Origin of the sequence: Abyssisolibacter fermentans, assembly GCF_001559865.1 — a bacterium.
Classification (GTDB): Bacteria; Bacillota; Clostridia; order Tissierellales; family MCWD3; genus Abyssisolibacter; species Abyssisolibacter fermentans.
In genome coordinates this window covers 33,170-59,361 of sequence record NZ_LOHE01000036.1, presented here as the reverse complement: position 1 = coordinate 59,361, position 26,192 = coordinate 33,170, and the positions used below count along the sequence as shown (strand labels likewise).

Sequence of the window (26,192 nt, the reverse complement as noted above, 5' to 3'; positions counted from 1 at the left end):
CCATCTGGAAGTGGTTGTTTTGGAGCACCATCAATTATGATAAAAGATCTTGCTATATCCGGTAAATAATAACTCAGATTATTTATAGAAAATTATGAGCAGTGAACTAAAATCTATGATTTTATGTGAATCGCTTAATCCTATTAAAAAGTAGAATAGGAGATTTATTAATTTGGTATTCTTTCTGATTAGAAGATGTCCATTAAATCCTCGACATACCAACTCGGTATGCCTTCGTATTCACTGAAAACTTCAAATTCAGAAACTTACAGCATTTATGGGGCGTTATATGAATAATCAGGGTTAAAAATGAACCAATGAAATATTTATGATATAAAAACAGTTTAATTTTCATTAAAGCCTTTAAAAAATATATAAATTAGATATAATATGTATAGATGTTAATTAATATAGTTCAGGAATATTTAATTCTTGAACTATTTCATGTGTGGAAGCTGTTTATGAGAATATATGAAAAAAACAATTTAATGCATAACAGCAATTGTAATACGTTGCTCAATTAATGAGTATATATGAAATAAAATATATAGCTTAAAATACTATTTGTGAAGGTGGAATAATTATAATGAGATTACAAAAATACTTAGCTCTTTGCGGTGTAGCTTCCAGAAGGAAAAGTGAAAAACTAATTCTGGAGGGAAAAATAAAGGTAAATGGTGAAATTATAACAACGTTGGGCTTTAAGATAAATCCCGAAAAAGATAGTGTAATGGTTAATGATAAAAAAATTGCATATGAGCAAAATATATACATTATGCTTAATAAGCCTGTGAAGTATATTACGAGTGCTTCAGATCAATTTAATAGACCTACTGTGTTAGATCTAGTAAAACTAATTGATACAAGAATCTATCCTGTTGGCAGACTTGATTATCACACATCTGGTTTAATATTACTTACAAATGACGGTGAGCTTACATACAAGCTTACTCATCCAAAGCATAATATATGGAAAAAATATATTGCTAAAGTTAAGGGTATACCAACAGAATTAGAAATGAAAAAATTTAAAACAGGTTTAAAAATAGAGAATTATACTACAGCTAGAGCTAAAATAAAAATTCTTGATGTAGCTGAAAAGAATTCAGAACTAGAAATACTTATAAAAGAGGGGAGAAATAGACAAGTTCGTAAAATGTGTGAAGCTATTAATCACCCAGTTATAAAATTAAAAAGGGTTAGCATAGGTGATATAAACCTTGGTAAGTTACAGGTAGGTGAATGGCGCTTTTTAAACGAAAAGGAACTAAAATATCTAAAAGAAATCTAAAAGAGGTGTGAATGATGATTATTTCCAGATTAGCAGAAAGTGAAGTTGAATTTAATTTAATTGACAAATTATTAGAAGAAGAACTAAACGTAAAAGTTAATTCAAAGAGTAATGATGTGGTATACCTTATCAAAGAAAATGAAACATTATTAGGCACGTGTATATTAACAATACAAGATGATAAAGCAGTATTAAACAATATATTCGTAAAACAACCATATAGAAGAAAAAGAATAGGAGATGGTTTATTACGTGCTTCATTAAACCATGTTTTAAGTAAAGGAATCGAAAAAGCGTATTACTATGATAAAAATCAATTTCTTGTAAAAGAGGGTTTTTTCAATGATATAGAAGAAAATACTTGTGATATAGATAAATTCTTTTCTTCATCTTGTTGTGGGGAGGAAAAATAAGATATGGAACAATTTAATAATGCTATTACAATTGCAAAAAACATAATGCAAACTTATGTGAAAGCTGGACAAACAGTAGTGGATACAACTATGGGAAATGGAAACGATACAAAGCTATTAGCATCATTAATTCAAAATGACGGTAAAGTTTATGCATTTGATATCCAACTAGAAGCTATAGAAAATACAAAAAAACTTTTAGAAGATAATAGTTTATTAGATAGAACTATATTAATCAATGATAGTCATTCTAAAATAGATGAGTACATAAAAGAAAATATAGATTTCGCTGTTTTCAATTTGGGTTATTTACCAACTGGTGATCATAAAGTTATCACAAAACCGGATTCTACAATCTTAGCACTAGAGCAATGCTTAAACAAATTAAATAAAAATGGTATTGTATTAATAACTATGTATTATAGTCACGATGGGGGATTAGAAGAGAAAATTGCAATAGAGGATTTTCTTAAAAGCTTATCACAGAAAAAATACAATGTAGCTCAGTTAAATTTTATTAATCAAGTTAACAATCCTCCTATACTTTGTATCATTGAAAAAAGGAAAAATAATTAGTCATTAAACAGAGAACCAAATTAATTTTGGTTCTCTGTTTAACATTAATTATACTTGCTGCAATCATCATGAAGATACAATACTGTATTTTTACTGCTTTTATAAACTATTTTTTTCACCGAAGAATTATTTTTAATTCTTTTTCCACATTTATAACATGTAAAATTAGATTTTTTTAGCTGTACAATACTTATATCCTTATCAAGGTGGTTATATTTATTCCAGCTTTTCCAACCTGTTTTACAGATTTGACTTCTATTATCAAAATCTGCATAGACCCATTTGAGTAACCTGTGAAAATGAAAAGGATATTTAGTATATCTAATAAACGATTCTGGTAATCCAAGCGATATAGTATATTTTTCAAAAGCTTCTTCAATCCTAGATTGAAGCGGCTCACCAATTTTTACGCTGTTATATTTATAATCTTTTTCTTTAAACCATTTTCTCAAATTATCAAACATATATCCTCTACATACGTTTATCTCTTCATCTTTAACTACATTAATTGTATTAAACATTTTATCTATTATTTTAATCACATAATTTAAGTATTCTTTTTTATCAAACATATCTTTTGTATAATACGATATTGGTATGAAATCATGTAAAAATTCACCAGTTTCAACTCGCATAATGCCTATACATGTTCCTCCAATTAAACTTCCACTACCTGCATCATCAATTTGTATCATAAAATCACCTCAATAAGCCAACAATATTAATAACCCATATAATTCGTATAATGATAAATATTATTTAATTCCATGAATAATGTGGATTATATCCTATTAATATTATTGTCATTATGTCCTAGATAATACTACATTTCAAAGGAGAAAAAAATGAATATTTTAATAACAAATGATGATGGAATTCATGCTGATGGTATAAGACAACTTTCTACAGCTTTAAAAGAACTTGGCAATATATTTATTATAGCACCTGATACAGAACGAAGTGCTTGTGGACATTCTATAACATTACATCAACCTCTCAGAATAAAAAAAGAAAATATATCAAAAAATATAAAAGCATGGAGTATCACTGGAACACCAAGTGACTGTGTAAAAATAGCTATAGAAAATATATTACCACAAAAACCTGACTTAATAGTATCTGGTATAAATAATGATGCAAATTTAGGCACTGATGTCATATACTCTGGGACTGTATCAGCAGCTGTTGAAGGAGCTTTATATGATATACCTTCATTAGCTATTTCAATTTATAAAAAAAGCGAAGAAATTATATATGAAGGAGCACTTTTTTACTCCTGCAAATTGGTTGAATATGTTATTAATAATAAACTAAATACTCCCCCCATACTTAATATTAATATACCTTCTTTAAGTAAAGAAGATATTCAAGGTATCAAAATTACTGAGTTAGGAATAAGAAAATATAACAACGAATACATAATGAGAAAAGACCCTATGGGTCAAAGCTATTATTGGCTTTCAGGAAGTATAATAGATATAAAAAATAGCATTGAAAGTGATGTGAGCGCTGTAGAGACTGATTTCATATCTGTTACACCTTTACAGTATAATCTAACAAATTACGAATTAATTAATACCTTAAAAGACAAAAAATTGAGTGAAATATGCATAAGATGAAATCATTCTTGCATCTTTTGGTTTAATTCTAAAATAAATGAAATAAAACTTGCAAAATATAAATCCATCTGTTATTATCTAAGGTAGATAAGATAAAAAAAGGGGGGCTTATTTTGTCCGCACAAAATAATAAACAATTAATTATTAAACCAGAATGGTGTAAAGGGTGTGGCATTTGTATAAATTTTTGTCCGAAAGATGTTTTAGAACTTAATGAAAAAGGTAAAATAAACATTAAAAATATTGATGAATGCATTAAATGCGGCTTATGTGAGCTACGTTGTCCTGATTATGCTATTTATCTAAAGGAGGATAAATAATGAGTAAGAATGTCAAATTAATGCAAGGAAATGAAGCATGTGTTGAAGGTGCTTTAGCAGCAGGCATGAGATTTTACGCTGGTTATCCAATCACTCCTTCAACAGAAGTAGCAGAATTATCTTCATTAAAGCTACCACAAGTAGGTGGTAAATTTATTCAAATGGAAGATGAAATTGGAGGAATGGCAGCTACTATAGGTGCATCCTTAGCAGGACTTAAATCCATGACAGCAACAAGTGGTCCCGGCTTTTCACTTAAACAGGAAAATTTAGGTTATGCATGTATGGCAGAAGTTCCATGTGTAATAGTTAATGTACAACGTGGAGGTCCAAGTACCGGATTACCTACTTCGCCTTCTCAGGGAGACGTTATGCAAGCTAAATGGGGAACTCATGGTGACCATCCTATGATAGCATTAACTCCTAGTTCTGTTAAAGAAACATTTGATTTAACTGTAAAAGCTTTTAATTTTGCAGAAAAATTCAGAACACCTGTTATACTTTTATTAGATGAGGTAGTAGCTCATATGAGAGAAAGAACTGAAATACCTGATCAAAGCGAAATAGAAGTTATTGATAGAAAGAAACCTCAAAAAGATTTAGATACATATAACCCATATAAAGTAGTTGATGATACACTTGTTCCACCAATGGCAGCGTATGGTGAAGGATACCGTTTCCATGTAACAGGTTTATCTCATGATGTAACTGGATTTCCAAGCAATGATGGAGTAATTGCTAAAAATCTTTTAAATAGATTAATGGACAAAGTAAACGATAATATGGATGAATTATCTATATATGAAAATTATAAAATGGAAGATGCAGAGATAGCAATTGTTGCATATGGATCTACTGCTAGATCAGCAAAAAGTGCTGTAGATGCAGCCAGAGAAGAAGGAATAAAGGTTGGTTTATTCAGACCTATGACTATTTGGCCATTTTTAGCTAACCAAGTTAAAGAATTAGATAATAAAGTGAATAACATCATTGTTGCTGAAATGAATTTAGGTCAATATTCGTTAGAGGTAGAAAGAGTATGTAAATCAGCAAATGTCATTCATTATGGAAAAATAAATGGCGAACTTATTACTCCTAATGAAATTTTATCAAAGATTAAGGAGGTTCTATAATGTCTAGTGAATTAATAAATAAATATTTCAGAATGAATAAACTGCCACACATTTGGTGTCCAGGTTGTGGTCATGGTATTTTAATGCATTCTATAGTCAAAGCAATTGATAATCTAGGTTTAAATAAAGATGATGTTTGTATCGTATCAGGCATTGGTTGTTCATCAAGAGCCCCTGGATATATGGATTTTAATACTCTTCATACAACACATGGTCGTGCATTAGCTTTTGCTACTGGAATTAAACTAGCTAATCCAAAGCTTGAAGTTATAGTAATATCTGGTGATGGCGATAGTTCTGCAATAGGTGGTAATCATTTAATTCATGCAGCTAGAAGAAATATTGGTATTACTACTGTAATATTTAATAACTCAATATACGGAATGACTGGAGGACAATACTCTCCAACAACACCAACAGGCGACAAAGGTACTACAGCTCCATACGGAAACATTGATAACAACTTTGATTTATGTAGATTAGCAGAAGCTGCTGGAGCTACATATACAGCACGTTCAACAGCTTATCATGCTAATATGCTTATTAAACAAGTAGAAAACGGTATTAAAAATAAAGGATTTTCATTAATTGAAGCAATAAGTGTATGTCCAACATATTATGGACGTAAAAATAAAAAAGGTGACTCTGTAAAAATGATGGAGTATCTAAGAGATGCAGGAATAAATGTTAATAAAGCAAAAAATATGAGTAGTGAAGAATTAGCTGACAAAATTGTAATTGGTGAATTCAACAATATTAGCAAACCTGAATATACTGACCAGTATCAAAATATAATTAATAGATTACAAGGGGAGCGATAGTATGGTAAATCAAAAGGAAATTAGATTAAGCGGTTCAGGTGGTCAAGGACTTATTTTAGCAGGTATTATACTTGCCGAAGCTGCAATTTTAGATGGAAAAAATACTATACAATCTCAATCATACGGTCCTGAAGCTAGAGGAGGAGCAAGCAAAGCTGAAGTTATAATTAGTGATAATGTAATAAATTATCCAAAAGTAAGAAATTGTGATTTAATGCTTTCTTTAACACAAGTTGCGTGTGATAAATATCTTTCTCAATTAAATGAAGGTGGAATTCTTATAATTGATGATTCTATTGAAGAACCTAATAGAAATGATATAACTATTTACAGACTTCCTATTATAAAAACTGCTGCTACTAATATAGGAAGAATAATGGTATCAAACATCGTTGCTTTAGGGGCTTTAAACGGTATTTCTAATCTAGTAAATGAGAACTCTTTAAAGAAAGCAATTTTAAATAGAGTACCAAGAGGAACAGAAAATTTAAACGAAAACGCATTTAACGCTGGATTACAATTAGCAAAAGCATTATAATATATATATGTATATTATAATGATAAGGGTTGATGTATAATGAATAATACTAATATATTAAAATTAATCCAAGCTAAATATAGTATTTTTAGTAAAGGACAAAGGCTAATAGCCGAATATATTACAGAAAATTATGACAAAGCTGCTTTTATGACAGCTTCAAAGCTTGGTAGAACAGTAGGTGTGAGTGAGTCCACTGTAGTAAGATTTGCAATAGCATTAGAGTTTTCAGGTTACCCAAAACTCCAAGAAGCTTTGCAAGAACTTATTAAAAACAAACTAACAACTGTTCAAAGACTGAACATGACAGATGATCTATCTAACACAAAAAAATTATACAAAGAAATACTTAAAGCTGATATTGAAAATATTAAATCTACTATTGATGGGTTAGACGAAATAACTTTTAATGAGGTAGTTGATAAAATATGTTCAGCTGAAAAAGTTTATGTTTTAGGATTGAGAAGTTCTTCAACCCTAGCTGCATATTTTGGGTTTTATCTTGGATTTATATTAAAAAACGTTAAAGTTGTTGTATTTGGTACTAGTGATGTATTTGAACAATTACTTAAAGTAGATAAAAATGATATAGTAATTGGCATTGGTTACCCTAGATATTCAAGAAAAACCTTAGAAGCATTAAAGTACGTTAGAGAACAGGGTTGTAAAGTAGTTGGAATTACTGATAGTTATGTATCTCCAATAGCTAATTTAGCTGATTATCCATTGATAGCTGCAAGTAATCTTGTTTCTTTAGTTGATTCGCTTGTTGCACCAATGAGCTTGATAAACTCATTAATTATTGCAATAGCTAATAAAAACAAACAAGAAGTAAGCCATTACTTTACTAAACTAGAGCAAATTTGGGATAAGTATAATATATACGATGGAAAAGAAAAGTTTTCACTATAAAATGTGTCTTTTTAGGCACATTTTTTATGTCTTATCATTTATGTAAAAAAATTATCTATAATGTTAAACTTGTAATTTTTCAATTTGAATTTTTTTAAATATATTTTATAATTATGATAACACTATACTTGAGGTATAAGGTAATTTAATATATAATTAACAGGAGAGTATATACGAGTATTTTTTATATTGCTCAGATTGATATTTATCTGAGTAATCAACTATGCTTAAACACTAAAGATGTTGAATATATACTTAATTATATATTCTAAGCTAAAATGAACTTTATTAATGACTTTTTATACTCACTTATGAGGAGGATATTATGAATAATATTACTATAGCAGTAGATGGTCCTGCTGGAGCAGGAAAAAGTACTATTGCTAAAATAATAGCTAAGAAATTAAAAATTAACTATATAGATACTGGAGCAATGTATAGAGCTTTTACATATTTAATCGTTTCAAAAAATATTGATTTTAATAATAAAATTGAAATACAAAGAGAATTAAAAAATGTTAAAATTGAATTTTTAAATAACCACATATATTTAAATGATAAAATAGTAGATAGTGAAATTAGAACTGATATTGTAAATAAAAATGTTTCAAACATAGCTAAGCTAGATTATGTTAGAGAACATCTTGTTAATTTACAAAAGATTATTGCTCAAAAAGGTAACACTATAATGGATGGTAGAGACATAGGTACAAATGTCATTCCAGATGCTAAATATAAATTTTTCATAACAGCATCTTTAGCGGAAAGAGGAAAGAGAAGACATAAACAACTAATAAAAACAGCAAATGATATTTCTTTATCTCAAACAATCAAAAGTATTGAAAAAAGAGATATAATAGATGCAACTAGGCAGGTATCACCGCTAATTAAAGCTCATGATGCTATAGAGATAGATACCACAAATAAAACTATAGATGATACTGTTGAAATAATTCTTAACTACATTAGGGAAGGTGGAAATTAATGAGCTTATATAACTTTTGTAAAAATACAGCAGGGGTTTTGATCAAAATTATATATAAAATCGAAGCAAAAAACGTTGAAAAGATACCAAAAGAAGGCAAAATTGTGATTTGTGGTAATCATGTAAGCTTATTGGATCCTGTGATAGTAGGTATTATATGCCCTAGGAAAATTAATTTTATGGCTAAAAAGGAATTATTTAATAATATATTATTACGAAAATTATTTCTTTCTATAGGTGCTTTCCCAGTTGATAGAGCAAAAGCTGATGTATCAGCTATTAAAAAATCATTAAAGCTTTTAAAAAATGAAGAAGTATTAGGAATATTTCCAGAAGGTACTAGGGTTAAAACAAAAGATTCAAGCAATACTAAAGCCGGTATATCTATGATAGCTATTAAAGCCAAAGCCCCGGTACTACCTGTATATATAGACACAAATTATAAGTTATTTAGTAAAGTAAAAATAAACATAGGAGATCCAATATTTTTAGATGAATATTATGGCAAAAAAAATACGAATGAAGATTATAAAACTCTAAGTATAGATATTATGGACAAACTATATTCTCTAAAATAAAATCTTTAATAAGGGAGGTTTTCATTTGGAAATTATCATGGCTGATGTTTATGGTTTTTGTTATGGTGTAGAAAGATCAATAAATACAGCATTAAAAACTGTGGAAAATTCAAAGAATATATTTTCCCTTGGGCCTTTAATACACAATAATCAAGCAATTGAATTCTTAAAAAATCATGGAATAACTATAATTGATAGCATAGATAATATTGATAATACTAGATTAATAATAAGATCTCATGGAGTACCTTTAAAAATCTATGAAAAAGCTAAAACTAAGAATATAGATATTATTGATTGTACATGTCCTTTTGTAAGGAAAATTCAAAAAAAAGTTGCTAAATATCACAATGAGGGTTATGAAATAATAATCATAGGAAACCCTGATCATCCAGAAGTTATAGGAATTAATGGTTGGTGCAATAATAAAGCATATATTATTAATTCAAAAGATGGTATTGATGAAATCCCAAATTGTGATAAAATATGTATTGTAGCTCAAACTACAATGAATGTTGAAAAGTTTGATTCTTTAGTTAAAATATTATGTAAAAAGGGGGACGAAGTAAAAGTATTCAATACTATTTGCAATGCAACTAGTTTAAGGCAAAAAGCTTGTTTTGAGCTTTCACAAAAAGTTGATGCTATGATTGTAATCGGTGGATATCATAGTTCCAATACCGAAAAATTAGTATCTATTAGTAAACAGCATTGTAAAACGTACCATATTGAGACTATAGAAGACTTAGACATCAATGAATTTCAAAATTTAAGTACTATTGGAATAACAGCAGGTGCATCAACGCCTGACTGGATTATTAAGGAGGTTATTGCAAAAATGAGTAATTCTGAAGAAATGAAGAACATAATGGAAGAATACGAGAAATCTTTTGTTGATTTAACTAGAGGAGATGTTGTAGAAGGAACAGTTATATCAATTAACAAAAATGAAGCTATGATAAATATTGGATATAAAGCGGATGGAATACTTCCTAGAGAAGAATATTCTAATGATCCATCTGTAAACATAAATGATACGCTAAATATTGGAGATAAAATTAATGTTTTAATAATGAAATTCGATGATGGAGAAGGTAACGTTTTACTATCTAAGAAAAGAGTAGACGAAATTCAAGGATGGGAAAACTTAGCTACTGCTTATGAAAATGAAGAAATAGTTGAAGCTAAAGTTGTTGAAGTAATAAAGGGCGGTCTATCCGTAGTTGTTAATAATATTAAAGGTTTTGTACCTGCTTCTCATGCATCTAGCAAATTTATGTCAGATTTATCATCATTAATTGGTGTAGTTTTTGATGTGAAAATTATTGATTTTAAAAATAGGAAAAAACTTGTTCTATCTAGAAAAGTAGTACAACAAAAAGAAGAAGCAGAAAGATTAGAAAAAGTATGGTCTAAAATAGAAAAAGATGCTGTTTTACAAGGAGAAGTTAAAAGACTAACAGATTTTGGTGCATTTGTTGATATCGGCGGTATAGATGGGCTTATTCATATTTCTGAGATGTCTTGGGGAAGAGTAAAACATCCTTCAGAAGTAGTTAGTATAGGTGACCATGTAGAAGTTATCGTACTTAATTTTGATAAAGACAAACAAAGAATCTCTTTAGGACTTAAACAGTTAACAAAACATCCTTGGGATACAGCAACAGAAAAATATAATATTGGTGATGTTGTTGAAGGTAAAGTTGTTAAACTACTTGATTTTGGAGCATTTGTAGAATTAGAAGCAGGATTAGATGGACTTGTTCACATTTCTGAAATTAGTAGTAAGCACATAGCTAAACCATCTGATGAATTAACTATTGGTCAGAGTGTTAAAGTTAGAATCTTAGATATTAAAGCCGAAGATAAAAAAATAAGCTTAAGTATAAAAAAAGTTGATGAAACACCTCAAGAAGTTAAACCAGTAAAAGAAAAAGTTGAAATAGATAATTCTTATAGAGAAGAGTGTGAGGTTAGTATAGGAGATATATTAAATATAGAAAAAGAAGATGAATAAATAATTTTCTTTTGCTTATAATATATGATAACCTCAAAAATACATCAAAATCCTTTACATTTAAAATTGTGGCTTTTAGCCATAGTTTTTTTTTGGTACAATATAAGTACTATTATTATCCTGAATATTTTGGATTAAGTAAAGGGGTTTTTACAATGGATAAATATCATGAGTTTACGAAAAACGTATTCAAACTTATAAAGCTGGATTTAACTTCGTATAAAGAAAAACAAATGAAAAGAAGAATTAATTCATTGGTAACACGAAATGGTTTTAAAGATTTTGATGATTATTTTATTGCACTAAAAAAAGATAAGGAATTATTTAATCAATTTATAAATTATTTAACTATTAATGTATCTGAGTTTTATAGAAATGAAAAACAATGGGATATATTAGAAGAAAACATTATACCAGATTTAATTAAAAATAATAAAAGCTTGAAAATTTGGAGTAGTGCATGTTCTACAGGTGAAGAACCTTATTCCCTAGTTATGCTTATGACTAAATTCTATAGATTAAATAATATTAAGGTTTATGCAACAGATATAGACGAAGGAGCTATAGCTAAAGCAAAACTAGGTATATACAACGAAAAAAGCATTAAAAGTTTGCCTAAAGAATTTAAAGTAAAATATTTTGATAAAATCGGTAACTCTTTCAAAATTAAAGATGATATTAAGAATAGAGTACAATTCTCTAAGCTTAACCTACTAGAAGATAATTATCCTTCAAATTGTCATTTAATTATTTGTAGAAATGTAATGATATATTTCACTCAAGAAGCAAAAGATAAAATATATCATAAGTTCAAAAATTCATTAACTGATGATGGAGTTTTCTTTGTTGGTAGTACTGAACAAATAATAAAACCACTTGATTATAACTTAAAACCAATAAGGACATTCTTTTATTCTAAAGCTTAACAGAGTATCTTCTAAATGGTACATAATAAAACAAGAAAACTTAAATATAAATTTCATGTAAATTGCTTACTCAGGGAATGAAAGAGTAAGCAATTTATATGAAATTATAGTTTTTTTAGTACTCACCTCATAGTATTTAATTTTAATGAACAACCATAGTTTGAATACAAATTTTAATTAGTTTTGATTTATACTAATTATCAAAAGATTAAAATAATAAAAGGATAATTAAACATATATAAAGAATATTTTATTAAATAGATATATTTGAGGTGATTAAATGTTTGACAAGAGCAAAACATATACAATAGCTGAAGTATCTAAAATTACAGGGTATGATAAACATGTTTTAAGGTACTATGAAAAAGAATTTGAAATCGAAGTACCTAGAAATAAAGCAAATCATAGACATTACACTTATAAAGAGATTGAGACTTATAAAAGAATAAAAGATTTACAAGAAAACGGTTATACTAATAAACAAATTAAATTAATTATAAACTCTCCTGAAGTGTTAATTCAACAGTCACAAAGTGAATCTGCTATGACAACCTCTAGTTCTGCTCCTACAAAAAATCAAATCACAGAATTATCTAGTTACATAAAAAATGAAATTAAAGAAATTTTAATACTAAATGATGAAAAAAATATAAAAGCTATAAATGATTTAAATAATAAAATAGAAGAATTAACATGTGAAATAAGAAGCAAAGAAAGAGATATCTTAATATGTGAGAATGCAAAACTAAAAATGAAAATAAAAGAAAAATCATATGAAGTTGCTGAATTAAGGGAAAAATTAAAAAGAGAGCAAAATTCGAGAAAAGGACTTTTCAAAAAAATATTTTCCTAATTTCTATACATTATTTCTATACATTTAGCAGGAGGCGTTTTATGGACAAATTAAATATCAAACTTGAAAAAAATACTGGAAAAGCTTTATATGTTCAATTATATAATCAAATAAGAAAAATGATTTTAGAAAATACACTAAAGCCTCATTCAAAGCTGCCACCAATCAGAAAACTAGCATCTGAATTAGAAGTTAATAATGTAACAATAGTAAACGCTTATAAACTATTAGAAGAAAATGATTTTGTATACAAAAAGGTAGGTAGTGGTACTTTTATAAAAGATAACCATATGTTAGACAAGGAATATGATAGTTCAAAACTACAAAATTATAAACCAATCGTATATAATTTTGCCAGTACTACACCAACTTCAGATTTGTTTCCAGTAGAAGATTTTAAAGTTGTTATAAATAGCGTATTAAATAGAGACAAAGGCGGCGCTTTTATTTACCAACATTCTCAAGGATTTGAAAGTTTGAGAATATCAATTAAGAAATTTTTATATAAATCAAAAATATTCACTGATATAGATAATATACATATAGTTTCTGGAGCTCAACAAGGCATAGATATTATTTCTAAAGCTTTAGTGAATTATGGAGATATAGTTTTTTGTGAATCACCTACTTACGGAGGTGCTATAGCAGCCTTTAAATCAAGGGGTGCTAAAATTATTGATATAAATTTGGAAAATGACGGGCTAGATATGCGTACTTTAGAAAATAAGCTTTTAAATTTTAAACCTCAATTTATTTATGTCATGCCAAATTTTCAAAACCCTACTGGAATTTCTTATAGTATTCAAAAAAGGAAACAATTAATTGATCTTGCCAAGAAATATGATACATATATAGTAGAGGATGATTATGTAAGAGAAATTAACTATAATGATAATAATATACTACCAATTAAATCTATGGACACAAATAATCGAGTTATATATATTAAGAGTTTTTCAAAGACTTTAATGCCTGGATTAAGATTAGGTTTTACAATAATTCCTCTTAAAATATATTCTGATGTATTAACAGCTAAGCAAACTTCAGATATTTCAACATCAGCTTTGATACAAAGATGCTTTGACTTATATTTGAGAAAAGGATTATGGGAAAAGCACATACAAAATATGAATGAAATATATAGCTTGCGATATAATACAATGATTAAATCTCTAAAAAAATATATGCCAAAAGAAATACAATACAATATACCATATGGAGGCTTAGGATTTTGGTTTGCACTGCCTGAAGGTTTTTCTTCAATAAAACTACATGATTTATGTATAAATAACGATATTTCAATTGTTTCAGGTTCTAATTTCTATGTTAATAAACAAGACAGTAATAATTTTAGATTAAGTATAGCTTCAATTAGTGAAAATCTAATAGAAGAGGGGATAGCAAAACTTTCTAAGATTATTAGTGACTTTTTACAAAATCCAAATAATCAATACATTAACAATGATACTTCTTTATCGTTTTTTTAGAATTATAAAATCATTTTAGAAAAAGATTTTATATCAAAATAAAAAGACCTTGGTTAAATTTTATACCAAGGTCAAAATTTTTATCTATTATTATATGCTTTTAATCCTTCCTCTAATATATGCATAGCTCTCTTTAAAGAATCTTGATTCAATACATATGACATTCTAACTTCATTTTTACCAAGACCTTTAGATGCATAAAAGCCTTCAGCAGGTGCTAACATTACAGTTTCATTATTAACATCAAATTCTTTTAATAACCATACAACAAAGTCTTCAGCATTTTCAACTGGAAGTTGTGCTATTATATAAAACGCTCCATGAGGTTTTTTACAATTTACACCTTCCATTTTATTAAGAGCATTGTAAACAATATCTCTTCTCATCTTGTATTCTTCAACTACTTCTTTAAAATAATCGTCTGGAACATCTACTAAACTAGCAGCTCCAATTTGTTCAACTGTAGCAACACATAATCTACTTTGACAAAGCTTAAGTATTTGTTTGATTAAATCTTTGTTTTTACTTGCAACAGAACCAATTCTAGCTCCACATGCACTGTAACGCTTAGATACACTGTCAGTTATAATAACTCTATCAGCAATATCTTCAAACTCAGCAAAACTCATATATTCAAACCCATCATATACGAATTCTCTGTATACTTCATCTGAAATAATGAAGAAATCGTTTTCCTTAGCAAGATCTCTGAGCATTTCCATTTCCTTAATAGTATAAATACAGCCAGTAGGATTACCAGGATTAGATATTAATATTGCTTTAGTTTTTGGTGTGATTAACTTCTGTATTTCTTGCCTTGGGGGTAAATGGAATCCTTCTTCGGCTTTAGTAGTTATAGGAACTACCTTAATACCTGCCATAGTACCAAATCCATTGTAATTAGTGTAAAAAGGTTCTGGAACAAGTATTTCATCTCCATTGTCACATAAAGACATCATAGCAAACAATAATGCTTCACTTCCACCATTTGTTATTAAAATCTCATCTTGTTCAAATCTAATATTATATTTAGCATAATACTTTATAAAACTATCAATTAACTGAGGAAGTCCTTGTGAAAAACTATAAGCAAGAACATCTTCGTTAAAGTCCTTTATAGATTCAAAAAAAGAAGATGGAGTTTTAATATCGGGCTGACCTATATTAAGATGGTAAACCTTCTTTCCATTATTTTTGGCTTCCACTGCAATAGGTACTAACTTTCTAATTGGAGATTGTTGCATGGAAGTAATTCTGTTTGAAAATTTCATTAAATCCCCTCCTTAACAATAATTGTTAATCTTTCATTAATATGATAACATATACTTTGTTAAAAATAAACACAATTTATCACAAATGAAAAAAAACTATTTAATTAAAACACGGTTATAGTATTTTAGCTTATTACTGATAGTTTTGTATTTATTAAGTTATTTTAAATAATTATATGATTAATTTTATAGTTTCCTTTTTTATATAAAATTATAATTAAGTTAATATTCTACTACTTTATACATCACTTTTCATGAACATCTCTTCAAAATTTTTAGCGTAAAAGTTGACCGTTAGAAAATTTTCGCTGGTAGAGAAGATTTTGATACAACAATGTATTATAAAATATAGTTCTTCTTGTAAAAAAAGATGTGAATACAACTAAGCTCTTAATGTTATTAAATATGCTATACCGTTAATAAAAAAATAGATTAGAAATATTATATATACTTTTTTATTAACTATTATTTGTTTAATTTTTATTGCTTTTGAAAATGTATTTACTATACCTACGCTATGTGCCACATCTTCAGGATTTTTTACTAAATTAACATTTTGATAATGCATTACTGCTCTATTATATAATGGTGTAGATTTGATAAAAAAAATATATATGGGTAAAGTTAATGAAATTAAAGTCCAAAATACAAAAAAATTACTTAATCCTATATATTTCATTTGGTCTCTCAAAAATATATAAGAAAATAGTTCAATTAAACCAAATGAAAATATTTTCAAATACCTCTTCATTTTATTCTCTCCATATCAATTTATTTGTATTATAATAATTATAACATATAAATTTGTAAATGTATAAATTATCCATGCTTATATTTATTACCTTGAACCTTTCTATTTTATAAAAAAGTTAATGTTTGCTTCTAATGATAATAAACAAAAAGTATTCTGAAATTAATTTTAGTAATAAATTTATCTTTTAAAACTTTATCAGATATACTATTGACATTTAGTAAATATTAGTATATAATCAATTAAATATAAATATTACAGGCTATGAAGAGAAGAGTAAATTGATATATTCTTTTACAGAAAACTCCGTATTGCTGAGAATGGAGTAAAGAATTTTCTTTTGAAAAAAGCCTCTGAGCTTTGCACTAGCTCTATATAGAGTAACATGCAACGGGAGCTCCCGTTATAGAGATAAAGTATCGCATATAAACAGTTTGCCGTACTTGAAGAGGCAAATATGGTGACATATTTGCAAACTGGGGTGGTACCACGAAGCATATACTCTCGTCCCCAAGACTATGTCTTGGAGGTGAGAGTTTTTTTATTGAGCATGGAACAAAATATGAGTTTCATTGTTTTATTACTAATAATACTATTTTAGAAAGGTGGTATCACTATGAAATATGATGATTTAAATAATTTGAAAGAAATAATACCTGATGCAAATGAAATGATAGTTGAAAGAATAAAAAAATCACAAAAATTAAAAGATCTTAATACATCTTTATATCCTTACAGTTACAAAAAGACATCACATTCTATAGATATAATAAATGACTTTAACAATATAAAAGAAAATGATAGTTTTTCTATAGCGGGAAGAATAATGTTACTACGTAATATGGGCAGTTCTTGTTTTGCAAATTTAAGAGACCAAGAAGGAGATATACAAGTTTATTTTAATAAGAAAAACTTGGGTTTAGAGTTGTACAATATTATTAAATTATTTGATATAGGGGACATAATAGGAGTTGAAGGAAATGTATTTAAGACAAAAACCGATGAAATAACATTAAGAGCTTTTAAAGTAACACTATTAAGCAAATCAATAAGACCTCTTCCTGAAAAATATCATGGCTTGCAAGATAGTGATCTTAAGCAAAGACATCGCAGCCTTGATATGATAATGAATAAAGAAGTAAAAAAGAGATTTATCAATAGAGCAAAAGCAATGTCAGCAATCAGAGAATATTTAAATAATAAAGGCTTCATTGAGATTGATACACCTATTTTAGATACAAAATATGGTGGAGGAGAGGCAAAACCTTTTTCAACATATGTAAATGCTTTAAATTGTGAAGTATTTATGAATATATCACCCGAACTATATCTAAAAAGATTAATGGTTGGAGGACTTGAAAGAGTATATTCCTTTTCAAGATCATTCAGGAATGAGGGTATAGATAGAACTCACTATCCTGAATTTACGCTTTTTGAATGTTACATGGCTTATGCTGACTATAATGACATGATGGCTTTAATGGAACAATTATATGAATATGTATTCACTAAAGTACTTGGTAGTACTAAAATATCATATAATGGCATAAGTATTGATTTTAAAGTGCCATGGAGAAGAGCAAGTATGTGTGATTTAATAAAGGAGAATTTAGATATATCTATAGAAAATTTATCTAAAAAAGAAATAGTTAAAATAATTAAAGAAAAAAATATATCAATAAATGAAGAATTATCTTTAGAAGAATTATCTAAAAGCGATTTAATTATGTCTTTGTTTGATGATAATTGTGTAGATGGATTAATTCAACCAACTTTTGTTATCGATTTTCCGAAAGATTCATCCCCATTATGCAAAACCCATAGGCAAAATAATGAATTAATAGAACGATTTGAACCATATGCATATGGAGTTGAACTAGGGAATGCTTATTCTGAATTAAATGATCCATTAGCTCAGAGAATACTTCTAAATGATCAAGCTAAAAAATTAAGAGCAGGATTTGAAACAGCAAGTCCAATGGATGAAGAATTTGCAAAAGCTTTAGATATTGGAATGCCACCAGCCGGTGGACTTGGTATAGGCATAGATAGGATGATAATGTTCTTGACAAATACTTATTCAATAAAAGACGTTATAGCTTTTCCATTAGTTAAAAGATAAATCAAAATTTTTATTTACTTTCTTTTAGTTTACTAAAAGAAAGTATTTTTTTTTGCACATAGGAAATTATACTATTAAATCAAATAACTAATTGAAAGGAGAATTTTCATGCATACTATGTGGAAAGGTTCTATAAGCTTTGGATTAGTCAATATTCCTATCAAAATGTTTACAGCTACTGAAAATAAAGATATACGCTTTAGATATTTACATAAAGAATGTCATACTCCTGTTAAGTATAAAAAATATTGTGAAACATGTGGTCGAGAAATAAAGGAAGATGAAATTATTAGAGGCTTCGAGTATGAAAAAGGACATTTTGTAATAATGAATGAAGAAGATTTTGAATCCGCTAAGGCTGAGGTTTTAGACAGGGCAATTGACATAATAGATTTTGTAAATCTTAGTGAAATAGACCCAATATATTATGATAAATCTTATTATTTATCACCACAACAAACGGGGGGCAAAGCTTATAATTTACTAAGAAAAGCTATGAATGATACAGGTAAGATAGCCTTAGCAAAAATAACAATTAGAAACAAACAATCACTAGCGGCACTCAGAGTATATAAAAACACCTTAGTTCTAGAAACAATATTCTACCCTGATGAAGTTAGAGCTATTAATAATATACCTAATCTTCCTGAGAATACAGATGTCAATGAAAAAGAATTAGATATAGCCAAGCAACTAATTAAGCAATTAACTACAGAGTTTAAACCTGAAAACTATAAAGATGATTATAGAGAAGCATTACAAGAAATTATAGAAAATAAGATACAAGGAGCTGAAACTATTAAAACAGCACCAAAACCTACTGCTCATAATGTTGTAGATTTAATGTCTGCACTACAAGCCAGCTTAAAAGATAAGAAAAAAGAGACTAAGAAAAAAACAAAGAAAGTTACTGCTAAAAAAACAAAAGGAGCAAGCTAATTAATGAAAAACATTGCACCTATGGAACCTATTAAAGCTACAGCTATTCCAAAAGGTACTGAATGGATACATGAAATAAAATTTGATGGAATAAGAGGCATTTTATACTATGATAAAATTAATTTTAAATTATACTCTAAAAAAGGTAATGAATGTCTAGCAAGCTTTCCTGAAATAAAAGGCTTTAAAAAAATCTTTAAAGGTAATTCAGCAATAATTGATGGCGAATTAACCGTTTGGAACGAAAAAAGTCATTCATTTCATGATGTATTAATAAGATCCAGAAGCAAATCAGAAAAAAAAATAAAACAAAACATATCAAAATATCCATTAACTTATGTTATGTTTGATATTCTGAATTATAATGACAAAGATTTATTAAACTTTCCTCTAATTGAAAGAAAGAATATTCTAAAAGATAGTATCAGTATTAACAATAATTTTTTTTATAGTGATTATTATGATGATGGAAAGCTGCTTTTTGATAAAGTTAAGGAATATGGCTTTGAAGGGATAGTATCAAAGAAAAAAAACAGTCCATATGTACCTCTAAAAAAACATAATTATTGGTACAAAATTAAAGTAAAAAAGAAAATTTTAGCAGTAGTAAGTGGTGTAAGCATCGAAAATAATTCAATAAAGTCACTACTACTTGGAATTTTTAAAGATAATGGGCTTATATACATAGGTAACGCTTCCTTGGGACTTTCGCAAAATGATCTATACACTTTGAAACAAAATTTAGAATTATTAAAAATCGATAAGAATCCTTTTATTAATCTAAAAGACAGCAAGACTAACGTGTTTATTAAACCCATATTAACATGTTGGATTGAGTTCTTTGAATGGACTAACAGCGGTAAATTAAGACATCCTCAAATAATTGGATTTAGCGATATAAATGCACAAAAAGCTACAGGAAAGGAATACAGCATATGAGAAACATAGATATAACTAACCCTAATAAAATAATGTGGTCAAAACTAAATATAAGAAAAATTGATTATATCACAATACTATATAAGCTATCGTCATACATTTTAAAATATGCTAAAAACAGAGATTTGACCGTAATAAGATATCCTGATGGAGTAGAAGAGAAAAGCTTCTATCAGAAGAATCTTCCAAACTACGCTCCAGACTGGGTAGAGCATTCCTTAGACAATATAGATATCCTAATGTGGATGGGCAATCAGGCAGCATTAGAATTTCATACAAGCTTCAATACAAAAGATAAGCCTAATAATCCATGTAGCTTAATATTCGATTTGGACCCTTCAAAAGGACAAACCTTCACACAAGTAGTAGAGGTCGCTCTATTAATACATGAAACATTATTAAGTCTTAATATAAAAAGCTATGCAAAAACATCTGGAGCAACTGGAATACAAATATACATACCTGTTGGCGGAAAGTATTCATATGAAGAAGCAAGGAAAATAAATGAATTCTTCGGCATATATTTTTCACAAAAATACAAAGATAAAATAACAATAGAGAGATTGGTAAAAAACAGAAATAAAAAATTGTACTTTGATTATCTACAGATGTGGAAAGGAAAAACAATAATAACACCATACTCCCCACGAGCAGTAAAAGATGGACTAATAGCAACACCTGTTTTATGGCAAGAACTAGAAAGTGGAATTGATATACATGATTTTAATTTGCATAATATAATAAATAGAATTGAAAAAGTAGGAGATGTGTTTTGTAATATGTACAGTAATGTTCAGAATTTGGATTTTATTTTAAAAGAAATGAGTTATTAAGAAAAAGTTAATAATTAAAAAAGGATTCATATCGTATATAATAGAATTTGTTATAAGTATAATAAATTTCTATTTAATATTATTTATTATAAAAATACCAAATATTAAAGGGGATAACAATGAAAATAAAAGTTTTAAAAAAGATTTATCTAATTTTAAGTATTAGCATAATCCTAATAGCTTTAATATTTTTCATAAACGACTATCATAACTATACTAAGGAATTAGATGTTTATAAGAACTTTATTATGGACAACCATCCAAAATGTACTGAAGAATTTTGGGATGCAAATAAAAAGGTTTTTGATGAAATATACTTAAAAAGTTATTTCGATAAAGATATTGCAAAAACAATTTCTATGCTTTTAGCAAGAATAGATGATGGACATACTTCGCTTAATGACTTAGAAAAGAAGTATAAATCAGTTGATTTTAAAATTTCATGCTATAATAACAAAATATATATTAGTAAACCAAGCAAAACATATCCTCTGTTAGAAAAAGGTGATGAAATAATTCAGATAGGAAGCATGAAAACAGCCGAAATAATCAAAAATATGACAAAATATATATCAGCGGATAATATTTATTTTTTGAATTATCGGATTCAACAATTATTATTTACGGACGTTTATTTTGATTATTTAAATTTAGGAAAAAACACCAAAATAACTATTAAAAAAAATAACAATGAAATAGAAGCAGTAGATATAAATTTAAATATAGATTATTGTCCTTTAAATGATTACACCTTCAAAAATAGCTACAAAATAGAAAAAGATTATGCAGTATTAAAAATAAATAATATGCTATATAACAGCAATAATTTAAGAATATTATCTTGTTTTTTTTATAATATCAATTTAAATAAAATAAACACTATAATTGTTGATATATCTAGTTGCTCTGGCGGAAATTCATATATAATAAATGAATTCCTTAAATATATAACAATAAAAGAATACTATAATTATGATGGTTATAAAATACGTAATAATCATAAAGGTATTAATAATTTATATAATGGCAAAATTATCGTTTTAGTATCAAATAAATCATATAGTGCAGCTTCAGGATTTGCTGGAGTTTTTAAATATAATAACCTAGGTATATTAATTGGCGAAACATTGGGAGGAAATGCAAATTCTTATGGCAATCCAAAATCTATGAATATTAATAATACAGATTATTCGCTTAGTGTTTCAACTGACTTATTTCAAATCCCAAATAAAAATAATGAAAACTTAGTAACTCCACATATAATGCTTTCAGATGTAATAAATGATTATAAGGGCTTAGATATGTACCATGATGATATGGATACATTATATGATATAGTTTTAGAAGCTTTCAAAAATTATAATTTAAATAATAATTAATGTTACATAATACCTTATATATTTTCAAAATTGTTAATATAAATTAATATTTTTTATTTTTAAAGGAACTTCCTATATTATAATAGAATGATGTTAAAATTAGCTTTATATTCTATTAAATGTTATTCATATTAAATATAAACTATAAAAACATTATTTATAGGAGGGAATTATGAAAATAAAAGTTTCAAAAAAACATTGTTTAGTTTTTACCATCGGTTTTATCCTAGCACTTTTAATATATTTTATAAACGACTATCGTAATTATACTAAAGAATTAGATGTTTATAAGAACTTTATTATGGACAACCATCCTAAATGTACTGAAGAATTTATAAATGCAAAAAAAGATGTTTTCAATGACATATATAAAGAAAACTATTCTAAAAAAGATATATTTAAGGCAGTTTCTATGATGGTTGCTACATTAAATGATGCACATTCTAAGGTATATGATAAGGAAATCAAATATAAAGTACCCGATTTTCGTGTTACATGTTATGATAATAGATTTTATATATTGGAAGAAAGTAAAACATATCCTCTATTAGAAAAAGGAGATGAAATTATTCAAATAGGAGATATGAAAATAGACGAAATCATAAAAGAAATGTCTAAATATTTAACTGCAGATAATATTTATTATTTAAATAGTAGACTTCCAAGTTTTTTATTTACAGACGTTTATTTTAAATATTTAAATTTAAACCCTAATAATACTGAAATACAAGTTAAAAAGAAAAATAATGAGATTAAAACATTAAATATTTCATTGAATGTAGATTTCAATAAAAAGTATAAACCATTAAATAATAATTATGATATAAATGAAAATTATGCGGTTCTAAAAATGAAATACATGGTAGATTCTATGAAAAATATAGAAATGCTTTCTAATTTTTTTGAAGAAGTTAATACTAACAAAATTAATAACATCATTATTGATATTTCAAAATGTTCAGGTGGATATCTTCGTTTTATAGATGAATTTTTTAAATATTTACCAATTGAATCTTATTATAGCCTTGATAATGTATTAGTTAACAATAATCAAAAATATGATGAAAATTTATATAAAGGAAATATAATTGTTTTAACATCAAATTATACTTATAGTGGCGGTTGTATTTTTGCAGGATTAATCAAGTATAATGATGTTGGTATTTTAATTGGTGAAACTGTTGGAAATAACTCAACATTATATAATAATCCAAAAACAAGTATAAACTCTAATTATGTTTTAAAAGTTGCAACTGTTCCAGGGATAATACCAAATAAAAATAATGAAAGCTTAATAACTCCACATATAATGCTTTCGGATGTAATAAATGATTATAAAGGTATAAATATGTATAATGATGACATGGATAAATTATATGATATAATTCTTGAAACTTGTAATAATTATACTCCTAATAATTAATAATAAATATTGAAAGGAGAATAATTCATGTCATTAAAAAATAAAATATTAATTTGTATGTTAGCCATTATTATAATTGGAGCAGTAGGTTGTAGTAATGAAACCGAAAAAATAAAAGAAGAAATAAAAGAAGAAGGTGCTATCGATTATACTCCTACTATTATGTGGCAAGATACGCTTTACTCTGTAGAAGATATAAAATACATTTCTGCAACTAAAGAACAACTTGATGAAAAAATAGGTGAAATAGAAAATGTAGTTGATGTACCTACAACAAATAACACTGCTAGTATGTTTGAAAAAGGAAGTAATATATACTCTCTAAAAGGTAAAAGAGTAAAAAAAATGATTGCTATAGAATATCAAGGAAAGTATTATATAGCTGTTAAAATGGATGAATGATTAATTATGAGGACTAGAATTAAATTCTTGTCCTTTTATAATTAAGCTATCTTATGATTTATCAAAATTTACTTTGTTGTTGTTTGTAAAAATGTTATAATTATAGAAGAGTTAATCACGTTTAGTGTAGCTGATGCTAGTGTTTTAATCAGCCTTTACATAAATATTTCACTATAAGCAATAATATTATAAATGATAATGATAGGAGAATAGATAATGAGCAAAATAACAAAAGATATCCCACATAATGAATATGATAAACAAAAAGTTTATATGGATAGAATGAAAGAAAGAAATGAAGCACATTATAGTATATCGGGTAATAGAAAGAACTATATGATTTTAACTTATGGTTGCCAAATGAATGAACATGATTCTGAAAGAATGGCAGGAATGTTAAATGATATAGGATATGAAGTAACCCATGATATGAATACAGCTGACTTAATTATTTTTAACACATGCCTAATTAGAGAAAATGCTGAACTAAAAGTATATGGAAAACTAGGAGAACTTAAGCATCTGAAAAAAAATAACCCTGAGCTAATTATAGCCGTTTGTGGATGTATGCCTCAAAAAGAAGAAGTAAAAGAATATATTACAAAAAAATACAGACATGTAGATTTAGTTTTTGGTACTCATAACTACTACAAGTTGCCTGAAATGTTGGATAATCTATTACAAACTTCTAAAAGAATAATTGATGTGTGGGAAGATGGAGGAGACCCAATTGAGGGGATGCCATCTGAAAGAAAATATAGCTTTAAAGCTTTTATTAACATAATGAAGGGCTGTAATAATTTCTGTTCTTATTGTATAGTACCTTACACAAGAGGTAGAGAAAAAAGCAGATTACCAGAAGATATACTTTCTGAAGTTATTAAATTAGCTAAGCAAGGATGTAAAGAGATCACTTTGCTAGGTCAAAATGTTAACTCTTACGGTAAATCATTAGAAAATAAAATATCTTTCGCACAGTTATTGTATATGATAAATGAAGTAGAGGGTATAGAACGTATAAGATTTATGACTTCTCATCCAAAAGATTTATCTGATGAACTAATAGACGCAATGAAAAATTGCGATAAAGTCGTAGAACATTTACATCTACCTTTCCAATCAGGTAGTAGTAAAATACTCAAGAGAATGAATAGAAAATATACTAAAGAGCAGTATTTAGAACTAGTAAAAAAACTTAAAACAGCTATTCCTAATATTGCTTTAACAACAGATATAATAGTAGGATTCCCTGGTGAAACCGAAGAAGATTTTGAAGATACTTTGGATGTAGTAAAAAAAGTTAGATTTGATTCAGCATTTACTTTCTTATATTCAGTAAGAAAAGGTACACCAGCTGCTGAAATGAAAGATCAAATACCAAATGATGTTAAACACAAAAGATTTGATAGATTATTAGAAATAATGAACCCTATTAGTAATGAAATCAATAAAAATATGATAGGCCAAACCCATGAAATACTAGTAGAGGGAATTAGTAAAAATGATGAATCTATGTTAAGCGGACGAACTAAGACCTTTAAATTGGTACATTTTAAAGCACCTAAAGAACTTATTGGCAGTTTAGTTAATGTAAAAATTACTAAAGCTAAAACATGGTTTTTAGAAGGAGAAATGGTCAATAGGGATTAATGTTTTTAGGAGGA

General features: G+C 27.3%; 26 protein-coding genes and 1 other annotated feature. Of the genes, 23 read left to right on the top strand and 3 right to left on the bottom strand.

The features are described 5' to 3' along the window. Window positions 1-586: 586 nt before the first annotated feature. Genes AYC61_RS03640 through mnmM form a run of 3 tightly spaced genes read left to right on the top strand, consistent with a single transcriptional unit; the run spans window position 587 to window position 2,280 of the window. Complete coding sequence (locus AYC61_RS03640) at window positions 587-1,291, top strand: pseudouridine synthase (RefSeq protein WP_156456328.1); 705 nt, start codon at window positions 587-589, stop codon at window positions 1,289-1,291. Between the two features lie 11 nt (window positions 1,292-1,302). Beyond that, complete coding sequence (locus AYC61_RS03635; protein ID WP_082759762.1) at window positions 1,303-1,704, top strand: GNAT family N-acetyltransferase; 402 nt, start codon at window positions 1,303-1,305, stop codon at window positions 1,702-1,704. Between the two features lie 3 nt (window positions 1,705-1,707). Then, window positions 1,708-2,280: a tRNA 5-(aminomethyl)-2-thiouridylate-methyltransferase MnmM gene (mnmM, locus tag AYC61_RS03630; protein WP_066497040.1), complete on the top strand. Its 573-nt coding sequence runs from the start codon at window positions 1,708-1,710 to the stop codon at window positions 2,278-2,280. A gap of 44 nt (window positions 2,281-2,324) precedes the next feature. On the opposite strand, the gene AYC61_RS03625 is transcribed toward mnmM, so the two are convergent. Further along, window positions 2,325-2,975, bottom strand: a complete 651-nt coding sequence (locus AYC61_RS03625; RefSeq protein WP_066497037.1) for a hypothetical protein — start codon at window positions 2,973-2,975, stop codon at window positions 2,325-2,327. Between the two features lie 150 nt (window positions 2,976-3,125). Here AYC61_RS03625 and surE point away from each other — a divergent pair, with 150 nt between their 5' ends. From surE to pdxR, 12 genes are all read left to right on the top strand, one after another. Continuing rightward, the gene (gene surE / locus AYC61_RS03620; RefSeq protein ID WP_066497034.1) at window positions 3,126-3,899 is read left to right on the top strand and encodes a 5'/3'-nucleotidase SurE; all 774 of its coding nucleotides are present in this window, start codon (window positions 3,126-3,128) and stop codon (window positions 3,897-3,899) included. Between the two features lie 113 nt (window positions 3,900-4,012). Next, window positions 4,013-4,219 (top strand): 4Fe-4S dicluster domain-containing protein, encoded by a 207-nt coding sequence (locus AYC61_RS03615; protein WP_066497031.1) that lies wholly within the window; start codon window positions 4,013-4,015, stop codon window positions 4,217-4,219. Next, on the top strand, window positions 4,219-5,352 hold the full coding sequence (locus tag AYC61_RS03610; RefSeq protein WP_066497026.1) for a 2-oxoacid:acceptor oxidoreductase subunit alpha: 1,134 nt from the start codon (window positions 4,219-4,221) through the stop codon (window positions 5,350-5,352). The genes AYC61_RS03615 and AYC61_RS03610 overlap by 1 nt, the downstream gene beginning before the upstream one ends. Continuing rightward, complete coding sequence (locus tag AYC61_RS03605; RefSeq protein ID WP_066497021.1) at window positions 5,352-6,173, top strand: 2-oxoacid:ferredoxin oxidoreductase subunit beta; 822 nt, start codon at window positions 5,352-5,354, stop codon at window positions 6,171-6,173. The genes AYC61_RS03610 and AYC61_RS03605 overlap by 1 nt, the downstream gene beginning before the upstream one ends. A gap of 1 nt (window position 6,174) precedes the next feature. Further along, complete coding sequence (locus tag AYC61_RS03600) at window positions 6,175-6,711, top strand: 2-oxoacid:acceptor oxidoreductase family protein (RefSeq protein WP_066497019.1); 537 nt, start codon at window positions 6,175-6,177, stop codon at window positions 6,709-6,711. A gap of 39 nt (window positions 6,712-6,750) precedes the next feature. Beyond that, a complete protein-coding gene (locus AYC61_RS03595; protein WP_066497015.1) occupies window positions 6,751-7,623 on the top strand; it encodes a MurR/RpiR family transcriptional regulator in 873 nt (290 codons plus the stop codon). Between the two features lie 325 nt (window positions 7,624-7,948). Further along, a complete protein-coding gene (gene cmk, locus AYC61_RS03590; protein WP_066497013.1) occupies window positions 7,949-8,608 on the top strand; it encodes a (d)CMP kinase in 660 nt (219 codons plus the stop codon). Beyond that, a complete protein-coding gene (locus AYC61_RS03585; protein WP_066497011.1) occupies window positions 8,608-9,186 on the top strand; it encodes a lysophospholipid acyltransferase family protein in 579 nt (192 codons plus the stop codon). The genes cmk and AYC61_RS03585 overlap by 1 nt, the downstream gene beginning before the upstream one ends. A gap of 25 nt (window positions 9,187-9,211) precedes the next feature. Beyond that, entirely contained in the window at window positions 9,212-11,203 is a 1,992-nt protein-coding gene (locus AYC61_RS03580) for a bifunctional 4-hydroxy-3-methylbut-2-enyl diphosphate reductase/30S ribosomal protein S1 (protein ID WP_066497005.1), read from the top strand. Between the two features lie 155 nt (window positions 11,204-11,358). Then, window positions 11,359-12,129: a CheR family methyltransferase gene (locus AYC61_RS03575; protein WP_066497002.1), complete on the top strand. Its 771-nt coding sequence runs from the start codon at window positions 11,359-11,361 to the stop codon at window positions 12,127-12,129. Between the two features lie 280 nt (window positions 12,130-12,409). Then, a complete protein-coding gene (locus tag AYC61_RS03570) occupies window positions 12,410-12,982 on the top strand; it encodes a helix-turn-helix domain-containing protein (RefSeq protein WP_066497000.1) in 573 nt (190 codons plus the stop codon). A 41-nt stretch (window positions 12,983-13,023) separates the two neighbouring features. Then, on the top strand, window positions 13,024-14,469 hold the full coding sequence (gene pdxR, locus AYC61_RS03565) for a MocR-like pyridoxine biosynthesis transcription factor PdxR (protein ID WP_066496997.1): 1,446 nt from the start codon (window positions 13,024-13,026) through the stop codon (window positions 14,467-14,469). 80 nt (window positions 14,470-14,549) lie between these two features. Here pdxR and AYC61_RS03560 read toward each other — a convergent pair whose 3' ends face one another. Both AYC61_RS03560 and AYC61_RS03555 read right to left on the bottom strand, forming a co-directional pair. Next, complete coding sequence (locus AYC61_RS03560) at window positions 14,550-15,740, bottom strand: pyridoxal phosphate-dependent aminotransferase (RefSeq protein WP_066496996.1); 1,191 nt, start codon at window positions 15,738-15,740, stop codon at window positions 14,550-14,552. Between the two features lie 382 nt (window positions 15,741-16,122). Next, on the bottom strand, window positions 16,123-16,491 hold the full coding sequence (locus AYC61_RS03555; RefSeq protein ID WP_066496993.1) for a hypothetical protein: 369 nt from the start codon (window positions 16,489-16,491) through the stop codon (window positions 16,123-16,125). 255 nt (window positions 16,492-16,746) lie between these two features. Beyond that, window positions 16,747-17,006, top strand: a binding site (T-box leader). A 101-nt stretch (window positions 17,007-17,107) separates the two neighbouring features. On the opposite strand from AYC61_RS03555, the gene lysS reads away from it, so the two are divergent. From lysS to miaB, 8 genes are all read left to right on the top strand, one after another. Beyond that, on the top strand, window positions 17,108-18,613 hold the full coding sequence (gene lysS, locus AYC61_RS03550) for a lysine--tRNA ligase (protein ID WP_066496991.1): 1,506 nt from the start codon (window positions 17,108-17,110) through the stop codon (window positions 18,611-18,613). Window positions 18,614-18,721: 108 nt separating this feature from the next. Next, entirely contained in the window at window positions 18,722-19,552 is an 831-nt protein-coding gene (gene ku / locus AYC61_RS03545; RefSeq protein WP_066496989.1) for a non-homologous end joining protein Ku, read from the top strand. A gap of 3 nt (window positions 19,553-19,555) precedes the next feature. Beyond that, window positions 19,556-20,491: an ATP-dependent DNA ligase gene (locus tag AYC61_RS03540; RefSeq protein WP_066496986.1), complete on the top strand. Its 936-nt coding sequence runs from the start codon at window positions 19,556-19,558 to the stop codon at window positions 20,489-20,491. Continuing rightward, window positions 20,488-21,324 (top strand): non-homologous end-joining DNA ligase, encoded by an 837-nt coding sequence (gene ligD, locus AYC61_RS03535; protein WP_066496980.1) that lies wholly within the window; start codon window positions 20,488-20,490, stop codon window positions 21,322-21,324. Before AYC61_RS03540 ends, ligD begins: the two co-directional genes overlap by 4 nt. 119 nt (window positions 21,325-21,443) lie before the next feature. Then, the gene (locus AYC61_RS03530) at window positions 21,444-22,703 is read left to right on the top strand and encodes a S41 family peptidase (RefSeq protein WP_066496977.1); all 1,260 of its coding nucleotides are present in this window, start codon (window positions 21,444-21,446) and stop codon (window positions 22,701-22,703) included. Between the two features lie 172 nt (window positions 22,704-22,875). Further along, window positions 22,876-24,126, top strand: coding sequence for a S41 family peptidase (locus tag AYC61_RS03525; RefSeq protein ID WP_066496974.1), 1,251 nt, complete (start codon window positions 22,876-22,878; stop codon window positions 24,124-24,126). Between the two features lie 27 nt (window positions 24,127-24,153). Next, the gene (locus tag AYC61_RS03520; protein WP_066496972.1) at window positions 24,154-24,528 is read left to right on the top strand and encodes a hypothetical protein; all 375 of its coding nucleotides are present in this window, start codon (window positions 24,154-24,156) and stop codon (window positions 24,526-24,528) included. Window positions 24,529-24,744: 216 nt separating this feature from the next. After that, window positions 24,745-26,178 (top strand): tRNA (N6-isopentenyl adenosine(37)-C2)-methylthiotransferase MiaB, encoded by a 1,434-nt coding sequence (gene miaB, locus AYC61_RS03515; protein WP_066496970.1) that lies wholly within the window; start codon window positions 24,745-24,747, stop codon window positions 26,176-26,178. The last annotated feature ends 14 nt before the right edge of the window (window positions 26,179-26,192 follow it).

Excerpts from the sequence above, each read along its gene's own strand:
- AYC61_RS03640 (WP_156456328.1), top strand. The coding sequence starts at position 587 with ATGAGATTACAAAAATACTTAGCTCTTTGCGGTGTAGCTTCCAGAAGG.
- AYC61_RS03635 (WP_082759762.1), top strand. The coding sequence starts at position 1,303 with ATGATGATTATTTCCAGATTAGCAGAAAGTGAAGTTGAATTTAATTTA.
- mnmM (WP_066497040.1), top strand. The coding sequence starts at position 1,708 with ATGGAACAATTTAATAATGCTATTACAATTGCAAAAAACATAATGCAA.
- AYC61_RS03625 (WP_066497037.1), bottom strand. The coding sequence starts at position 2,975 with ATGATACAAATTGATGATGCAGGTAGTGGAAGTTTAATTGGAGGAACA.
- surE (WP_066497034.1), top strand. The coding sequence starts at position 3,126 with ATGAATATTTTAATAACAAATGATGATGGAATTCATGCTGATGGTATA.
- AYC61_RS03610 (WP_066497026.1), top strand. The coding sequence starts at position 4,219 with ATGAGTAAGAATGTCAAATTAATGCAAGGAAATGAAGCATGTGTTGAA.
- AYC61_RS03605 (WP_066497021.1), top strand. The coding sequence starts at position 5,352 with ATGTCTAGTGAATTAATAAATAAATATTTCAGAATGAATAAACTGCCA.
- AYC61_RS03600 (WP_066497019.1), top strand. The coding sequence starts at position 6,175 with ATGGTAAATCAAAAGGAAATTAGATTAAGCGGTTCAGGTGGTCAAGGA.
- AYC61_RS03595 (WP_066497015.1), top strand. The coding sequence starts at position 6,751 with ATGAATAATACTAATATATTAAAATTAATCCAAGCTAAATATAGTATT.
- cmk (WP_066497013.1), top strand. The coding sequence starts at position 7,949 with ATGAATAATATTACTATAGCAGTAGATGGTCCTGCTGGAGCAGGAAAA.
- AYC61_RS03585 (WP_066497011.1), top strand. The coding sequence starts at position 8,608 with ATGAGCTTATATAACTTTTGTAAAAATACAGCAGGGGTTTTGATCAAA.
- AYC61_RS03575 (WP_066497002.1), top strand. The coding sequence starts at position 11,359 with ATGGATAAATATCATGAGTTTACGAAAAACGTATTCAAACTTATAAAG.
- AYC61_RS03570 (WP_066497000.1), top strand. The coding sequence starts at position 12,410 with ATGTTTGACAAGAGCAAAACATATACAATAGCTGAAGTATCTAAAATT.
- pdxR (WP_066496997.1), top strand. The coding sequence starts at position 13,024 with ATGGACAAATTAAATATCAAACTTGAAAAAAATACTGGAAAAGCTTTA.
- AYC61_RS03560 (WP_066496996.1), bottom strand. The coding sequence starts at position 15,740 with ATGAAATTTTCAAACAGAATTACTTCCATGCAACAATCTCCAATTAGA.
- AYC61_RS03555 (WP_066496993.1), bottom strand. The coding sequence starts at position 16,491 with ATGAAGAGGTATTTGAAAATATTTTCATTTGGTTTAATTGAACTATTT.
- lysS (WP_066496991.1), top strand. The coding sequence starts at position 17,108 with ATGAAATATGATGATTTAAATAATTTGAAAGAAATAATACCTGATGCA.
- ku (WP_066496989.1), top strand. The coding sequence starts at position 18,722 with ATGCATACTATGTGGAAAGGTTCTATAAGCTTTGGATTAGTCAATATT.
- AYC61_RS03540 (WP_066496986.1), top strand. The coding sequence starts at position 19,556 with ATGAAAAACATTGCACCTATGGAACCTATTAAAGCTACAGCTATTCCA.
- ligD (WP_066496980.1), top strand. The coding sequence starts at position 20,488 with ATGAGAAACATAGATATAACTAACCCTAATAAAATAATGTGGTCAAAA.
- AYC61_RS03530 (WP_066496977.1), top strand. The coding sequence starts at position 21,444 with ATGAAAATAAAAGTTTTAAAAAAGATTTATCTAATTTTAAGTATTAGC.
- AYC61_RS03525 (WP_066496974.1), top strand. The coding sequence starts at position 22,876 with ATGAAAATAAAAGTTTCAAAAAAACATTGTTTAGTTTTTACCATCGGT.
- AYC61_RS03520 (WP_066496972.1), top strand. The coding sequence starts at position 24,154 with ATGTCATTAAAAAATAAAATATTAATTTGTATGTTAGCCATTATTATA.
- miaB (WP_066496970.1), top strand. The coding sequence starts at position 24,745 with ATGAGCAAAATAACAAAAGATATCCCACATAATGAATATGATAAACAA.